Genomic DNA, 1,811 nt, shown 5'->3' with positions numbered 1-1,811 from the left:
TCGCGTCGCAGGCCGCCACCAGGTCGCTGCCGGGCACCGGAGCACCGTCGTCACCGACGAACCCCGGGCCCCCGAGAGCTTTCGGAAGCCCGGCGGCAGTGGACAGCAGCGGTCCCAGTGCGGCCTTGGTGCCCTCGACGAGGTCCTGAATCCGGCGCACCGGCCACCGCATCAGTATGTGCGGCTCACCGGCCGCCTCGACCTCGCGGACCCGCCGCCACCCGAGGAGGTCGAACAACGGCTCGTAGCGCACCTGCACAGCGGCGTCGAAACGCAACACTCCCGCGGCTTCGGCATGCGCACAGGCAGACCTGATCAACGCCGCGCCGATCCCGCCGGTACCGCGCGCCCGGCCGTCGACGGCCAGCCGTCCGCCCTGCCACCAGCCCAGATCGGGGCCGTCGGTAGCCGGGCCGAGCCGCACGCCACCGAGCACGTCGCCGTCGGCTGATCGGGCCACCAGCACCACCGTGCGCGGGTCGTCGTCGCGGTCATCCCGATCGGTTCCGGTGAACAGACCCTGTTCCCGCACGAACACCTCGTGCCGCAGCCTCTGGTAGGCGGGCAGGGTCGTGGAGTTGGCGGGTTCGATGCGGAACGCCGGGCGCCTGGCCAGGCTCGCGCGGTCGCCGAGCAGCGACAGGATGTCCGGCACCTGACCGCTGCCGGGGGCGAGCAGTTCCTCGTAGGCGATCACGTCCTCACCCGCCCGCCGTCTTGAGCACCGAGCAGGCACCGCAGGCCGCGCAGCCCGCACCCTGATCGGCGCCCGACATCCCAGCGGCCTTGAGCAGTTCGGCGACCGCGTCGGTGACGTAGCTCAGCAGCTCACCACTCGGCGCACCGAGGCCGTCGCGGGCCGCCAGCGTTCCCGCCATCGGGCGGAACGGGACGACGAACGGGTAAACGCCGCGATTGATGAGCCCGGCGGCGCCGGCGATCAGCTCGTCGGGGTCCTCTCCCAGCCCGACCAGCAAGTAGGTGGAGACCCGGTTGTGGCCGAACACGCGCACCGCGTCGTCCCACGCGGCTTCGTACTCGGTCAGCGGGACTTGGGACTTGCCGGGCATCCATCGCCGCCGCACCTGCTCGTCCAGCGCCTCGACATGGAGGCCGATCGCGGTGGCGCCCACGTCCTTGAGCTCACCGATCCAGCGCAGGTCACCGGGTGGTTCGCACTGCACCTGGATCGGCAGTCCCGGAACCGCCTCCAGCACGGCGCGCACCGAGCGCACCAGGTTGCGCGCGCCGCGGTCCGGGCCGGTTGTGGTGCCGGTGGTCATCACCATCTGCCGCACGCCGTCAAGCCGGACGGCGGCCTCGGCGACCTCGGCCAGCTGAGCTGGTGTTTTGGCTGCCACCGTCGCACCACCGCGCAACGACTCCTCGATGGTGCAGAACCGGCAGCGGTCCGACTCGGCGTAGCGGATGCAGGTCTGCACCACGGTCGTGGCCAGCACATCGGATCCGTGCAGCCGGGCGATCTGCTCGTAACGCACACCGTCCGATGTGGTCAGGTCGTAGAACTTCGGTCTGCGCACCGGGGAGAGCTCGATCCCGGTGTCCTCCTCGCCCAGCCAGACCCGCCCGTCGCGCACCGAGTACGGGCTGGCGGGATTGGTGGGCAGCGCGGCGTTGGCGCCGTCGACGAGGACGTGCCCGTCGTCGCTGGGGCCCGCGCCCGCCGGTCGCGCGACCTCGGCGTCCAGCCGCACCCCGCGCAGGGCCAGCTCCGCGCGGGTGGTGATCCGCACGTCCACCGTCGTGCTGTTGCATGTCCGTTCGGTACCCACGCTCACGACACACCTCCG

Annotated in this window: 2 protein-coding genes; both read right to left on the bottom strand. The window is 71.8% G+C overall.

Features of this window, described 5'->3' with window-relative positions:
• Positions 1 to 697 (bottom strand): MSMEG_0567/Sll0786 family nitrogen starvation N-acetyltransferase (locus IJH84_RS20250; protein ID WP_367269058.1); only part of this gene is annotated, 697 nt, incomplete at its 3' end.
• A gap of 4 nt (positions 698 to 701) precedes the next feature.
• Positions 702 to 1,799, bottom strand: coding sequence for an MSMEG_0568 family radical SAM protein (locus IJH84_RS20245; RefSeq protein ID WP_295147585.1), 1,098 nt, complete (start codon positions 1,797 to 1,799; stop codon positions 702 to 704).
• Between the last annotated feature and the right edge of the window lie 12 nt (positions 1,800 to 1,811).

It is taken from the genome of Saccharopolyspora sp., from assembly GCF_017434145.1.
Taxonomy (GTDB): Bacteria; Actinomycetota; Actinomycetes; order Mycobacteriales; family Pseudonocardiaceae; genus Saccharopolyspora_C; species Saccharopolyspora_C galaxeae.
The sequence above is the reverse complement of the archived record's forward strand: the minus strand, read 5'-3'. Positions and strand labels throughout refer to the sequence as shown.